General features: G+C 67.6%; 6 protein-coding genes and 1 pseudogene. 2 read left to right on the plus strand and 5 right to left on the minus strand.

The window, feature by feature from the left end:
• Positions 1–385, plus strand: a 385-nt coding sequence (locus tag RMO04_RS07460) for an SDR family oxidoreductase (RefSeq protein WP_309644152.1), incomplete at its 5' end; no start/stop codon positions are given.
• On the opposite strand, the gene RMO04_RS07465 is transcribed toward RMO04_RS07460, so the two are convergent.
• The 4 genes from RMO04_RS07465 to RMO04_RS07480 form a co-directional block, all read right to left on the minus strand.
• Positions 382–1,197, minus strand: coding sequence for an enoyl-ACP reductase (locus tag RMO04_RS07465; protein ID WP_309644153.1), 816 nt, complete (start codon positions 1,195–1,197; stop codon positions 382–384). The two genes, RMO04_RS07460 and RMO04_RS07465, sit on opposite strands and share 4 nt — an antisense overlap.
• A gap of 81 nt (positions 1,198–1,278) precedes the next feature.
• A complete protein-coding gene (fabB, locus tag RMO04_RS07470; protein ID WP_309644154.1) occupies positions 1,279–2,490 on the minus strand; it encodes a beta-ketoacyl-ACP synthase I in 1,212 nt (403 codons plus the stop codon).
• A gap of 10 nt (positions 2,491–2,500) precedes the next feature.
• Complete coding sequence (gene fabA / locus RMO04_RS07475; RefSeq protein ID WP_309644155.1) at positions 2,501–3,016, minus strand: 3-hydroxyacyl-[acyl-carrier-protein] dehydratase FabA; 516 nt, start codon at positions 3,014–3,016, stop codon at positions 2,501–2,503.
• Between the two features lie 78 nt (positions 3,017–3,094).
• A complete protein-coding gene (locus RMO04_RS07480) occupies positions 3,095–3,649 on the minus strand; it encodes an SH3 domain-containing protein (RefSeq protein WP_309644156.1) in 555 nt (184 codons plus the stop codon).
• Positions 3,650–3,724: 75 nt separating this feature from the next.
• On the opposite strand from RMO04_RS07480, the gene RMO04_RS07485 reads away from it, so the two are divergent.
• On the plus strand, positions 3,725–4,711 hold the full coding sequence (locus tag RMO04_RS07485) for a D-glycerate dehydrogenase (RefSeq protein WP_309644157.1): 987 nt from the start codon (positions 3,725–3,727) through the stop codon (positions 4,709–4,711).
• On the opposite strand, the pseudogene RMO04_RS07490 reads toward RMO04_RS07485, so the two are convergent.
• Positions 4,692–4,811: pseudogene (locus RMO04_RS07490) on the minus strand (molybdopterin biosynthesis protein MoeB); the annotation flags it as partial. The gene RMO04_RS07485 and the pseudogene RMO04_RS07490 sit on opposite strands and share 20 nt — an antisense overlap.

Raw genomic sequence — 4,811 nt, forward strand, 5'->3', positions numbered from 1 at the left:
GTTCGTGGCCGCCCAGGCCGCCGTGGCGCACCTGCCCCAAGGCGGTCGGATCATCAATATCGGCAGTTGCTTGGCCGAGCGGGTGCCGCAGGCGGGCATCACGCTCTACTCGGCGTCGAAGTCGGCCCTGGTCAGCTTCACCAAGGGCCTGGCCCACGACCTCGGACCGCGCGGGATCACGGTGAACTCGGTCCATCCAGGCGCCACGGACACCGATATGAACCCCTCCGACGGCGCGGGCGCCGCTTCGCAACGGGCCCGAATGCCGATCCCGGAATACGGCAAGCCGGAGGACATCGCCGCCATGGTGGCCTGGTTGGCCAGTCCCCAAAGCCGCTTCGCCAACGGCGCAGCCTTCACCATTGACGGCGGCGCGAACGCTTAGCCTTCGTCGTCCTCGGTAAAGCCCATCATGTGGAAGCCTGCATCCACGTGGATCAGCTCACCGGTGGTCGAGCGGCCGAGGTCCGACAGCAGCCACAGGGCCGCGCCCGCGACGCCCTCCATGGACGTGTCCTGCTTCATGGCCGAGAGGTCACGGCCCTTGGCCAGCATGCCCTTGCCGCCGGAGATCCCGGCCAGCGAAAGAGTGCGCATGGCGCCCGGTGACAATGCGTTGACACGAATACCCTTGGGGCCCAGGTCGCGCGCCACATAGCGGCTCGCGGCCTCCAGGGCGGCCTTGGCCACGCCCATGGTGTTGTAGTTCGGGATGGCCCGTTCCGAGCCCATATAGGTCAGGCAGATGATCGAGCCGCCGTTGGGCATCAGCTTCTCGGCGCGTCGGGCGCAGTCGACGAAGCTGTAGGCCGAGATGTCCATGGCCTGCAGGAAGCCCTCGCGGGTGGCGTTGTCGACGAAGCTGCCCTTGATCTGGTCGCGGGGGGCGTAGGCGATGGCGTGGACGAAGAAGTCGATGGTCCCAAAGGCCGCCTCGACGGCCGCGAACGCCGCGTCCATCTGGTCGTCCTGGGTCACATCCACCGGCACGATGGTCTTGACCCCGATGCTCTCGCCTAGCGGCTGGACGCGGCGCTCCATGCCCGGCAGATGGAACAGGGCCATCTCGGCGCCTTGGGCGGCCAGCTGCGAGGCGATGCCCCAGGCGATGGAGTCATGATTGGCCACGCCGATCACGACGCCCTTCTTGCCCTTCATCAGCTCGCCCGTGGGCAAGTCCCAGCCATCCTTCGCCATGCGCGTCTCCCTCGCGTTTTTTCGAGCAGGTTTGTGAACGGGGCGGGCAAGCGGCGCAAGCCGCGTTCGCGTGAGCGTCCTTTAGACCCTGGCCATCACCAGGCAGCCGTTGGTGCCGCCGAAGCCGAAGCTGTTGGACATCACGGTCTGCAGCTCGGTGTCCTTCCGCTCCAGAAGGATCGGCAGGTCGGCGAACTCGGGGTCGAGGTTCTCGATGTGGGCGCTCTTGGCCGCGAAGCCGTTGTTCAGCATCAGGATCGAATAGATCGCTTCCTGCGCCCCGGCCGCGCCCAGGCTGTGGCCGGTCAGCGACTTTGTGGACGAGATCAGCGGCACGTTGGATCCAAACACCTCGCGGACCGCGCCCATCTCCTTGGTGTCCCCCACCGGGGTCGAGGTGCCGTGCGGGTTCAAATAGTCGATCTTGCGACCGCCCAGGCCCTCCATGGCCAGTCGCATGCAGCGCACGGCGCCCTCGCCGGACGGCGCCACCATGTCGAAGCCGTCGGAATTGGCGGCATAGCCGACGATCTCGCCATAGATCTTGGCCCCGCGGGCCTTGGCGCGCTCGTACTCTTCCAGCACCACGATCCCGGCCCCGCCGGCGATCACGAAGCCGTCACGGGCCACGTCATAGGCGCGGCTGGCGGTGGACGGGTTGTCGTTGAAGTTGGAGCTCATGGCGCCCATGGCGTCGAACAGCACGCTCAGCGTCCAGTCCAGTTCCTCGGTCCCGCCGGCGAACACCACGTCCTGCTTGCCCATCAGAATCTGCTCGTAGCCCGAGCCGATGCAGTGGGTGGAGGTGGCGCAGGCCGAGGATATCGAGAAGTTCAGGCCCTTGATCTTGAACCAGGTTGCCAGCGTCGCCGAGGCGCCCGAGCTCATCGCCTTGGGCACGGCGAAGGGCCCGACCCGCTTGGGGCCGCGCTCCTTGGCGGTATGGGCCGCCTCGATGATCGCCTTGGTCGAGGGGCCGCCTGAGCCGACGATCAGACCGGTGCGTTCGTTCGACACGTCCGACTCTTCCAGGCCGGAATCGGCGATGGCCTGTTCCATGGCGATGTGGCCGAAGGCCGTGCCCTGGGCCAGGAAGCGGGCGGCACGGCGGTCGACCAGGCTCTCCCACTCCAGGTTGGGCTTGGCATGGACCTGCGAGCGGAAGCCCAGCTCGGCGTATTCCGGCGAGAAGCTGATCCCGGACTTGGCGTCCCGCAGGGAGGCCAGGACTTCGTTGGCGTTGTTCCCGATCGAGGAGACGATACCGATCCCGGTGACGACGACGCGGCGCATGCTGGGCTCCTTACCGCTGATAGAGGCCGACCCGGAGGTCCTGGGCCCAGTAGATGGGCTCGCCGTCGGCTTCCAGCACCCCGTCGCCGATCCCCATGACCAGGCGCCGATTGATGACCCGCTTCATCTCGATCTTGTAGGTGACCTTCTTGATGCCCGGCGTGACCTCGCCGCCAAACTTCACCTCGCCGCAGCCCAACGCGCGGCCGCGACCCTTGCCGCCGATCCAGCCGAGGTAGAAGCCCACCAGTTGCCAAAGGGCGTCCAGGCCGAGGCTGCCCGGCATGACGGGGTCGTTGATGAAGTGGCAGCCGAAGAACCAGAGGTCCGGGTTGATGTCGAACTCGGCCTCGATGCTGCCCTTGCCGTGGGCGCCGCCCTCGTCGGTGATCTTGGTGATGCGGTCGAACAACAGCATCGGCGGGGCCGGCAGCTGGGCGTTGCCCGCGCCGAACATCTCGCCGCGGGCGCAGGCCATCAGCTCCTCGAAGCTGTAGTGGTCCTTGGCCTTCACACCCTGGCTCATGGTCGGCTTTCTTCGCGGCGGCCCCGGAGGCCATGGGGAATCGTGACCGTCAGGCCCTAGCAGAGCCGGAGCCAAGGCTCAACGGGCGCGCGAGCCCTTGCATTGGAGGGTGTCGGACACGCCCCACAGCCCTTGGGCGGGGGTCCAGCCGGTCGCGCCGTCCAGCTTGACCTTGCACCAGCCCTTCTCACAGCGGAGCAACGCGGCCATCGACCTGGGGTTCAGATAGGCGGCGACCTCGGCCCCGGCCTTCGGTTTCTTGCGGATCGCCGCCGGCGAGCCCTGGGTGACCAGCACGTTGCGCCGTCCGTCGGTCAACCGCTTGTGAACCCAGGCGACCCCGCCGGAGGGGTCGCAGACCCGGCGCCACTCGCTGTTCTCGGCCACCACCTGCACCGGCAGACCCTTGACCCGATAGACCCAGAGCAGGCGATGATCCTCGCCGGGGCCGGCCCGGGCATAGACCTCGTCGAACTTCAGGGTGATGTAGCGCGGCACCGGATAGCCGGACGGGGTCGCCCGCTCCGCCGCTCGCGCCGGCAGGCACGAAAGGCCCAGCAACACGACCGCCGCCAGGAGAGGCGCTGTCCATGTGTTACGTTCGATCAGTCGAGGCTCGCCTTGGCCGTCCATGGGGGCTTTGCTAGAGGTTCCTGGTATCAACGCAATCCGCGCCTCTCGCAGTTAAAGATTCCTTTCAAAACGCCCATGGCCGCCCGCAAGCCGAAAGTCATCGTCACCCGCCGCCTCCCGGACTCCGTGGAGACCCGGATGCGCGAGTTGTTCGACACCGAGCTCAACCTCGATGACGCGCCCATGAGCCGCGCGGCCCTGGCCGACGCGCTCACCCGCGCCGACGCCCTGGTGCCCACCATCACCGACAAGATCGACGCCGACCTGCTGGCCGGCGCGGGCGAGCGCCTGAAGCTGATCGCCAACTTCGGCGCCGGGATCGATCACATCGACGTGGCGGCCGCCAACGCGCGCGGCGTCACGGTGACCAACACGCCCGGCGTACTGACCGAGGACACCGCCGACCTGACCATGGCCCTGATGATGACGGTCGCCCGCCGCATCGTGGAAGGCGCCAACCTGGCCCAGGACGGCGGCTTCACCGGCTGGACCCCCACCTGGATGATGGGCCGGCGGATCAACGGCAAACGGCTGGGGATCATCGGCATGGGCCGTATCGGCCAGGCCGTGGCGCGCCGCGCGCGGGCCTTTGGCATGCAGATCCACTACCACAACCGAAAACCCGTCAGTCACCTGATCGCCGAGGAGCTGGAGGCCACCTACTGGGAGAGCCTCGACCAGATGCTGGCCCGGATGGACATCATCTCGGTCAACTGCCCGCACACACCCGCCACCTACCACCTGCTCTCGGCGCGCCGCCTCAAGCTGCTGCCGCCCCAAGCCATCGTGGTCAACACCGCCCGCGGCGAGATCATCGACGAGGGCGCCCTGGCCGAATTGCTGACCACCGGCGCCATCGCCGGCGCGGGCCTGGACGTTTTCGAGTTCGAACCCGCGATCAATCCCAAGCTGCTGAAGCTGCCCAACGCCGTCCTCCTGCCCCACCTGGGCTCGGCCACGGTCGAGGCCCGCACCGACATGGGCGAGAAGGTGATCATCAACCTGAAGACCTGGATGGACGGCCACCGGCCGCCGGACCGGGTTATTCCGGCGATGCTGTAGGGCTACAGACCTCGCACTCCGGATCGGCTCCGATCCTCACCGTCCGTGTCTCGGCCGCCAGCGCGTCATAGATCAGCAGCCGGCCGGCCAGCGGCTCGCC

It is taken from the genome of Phenylobacterium sp. (assembly GCF_031412415.1).
Taxonomy (GTDB): domain Bacteria; phylum Pseudomonadota; class Alphaproteobacteria; order Caulobacterales; family Caulobacteraceae; genus Phenylobacterium.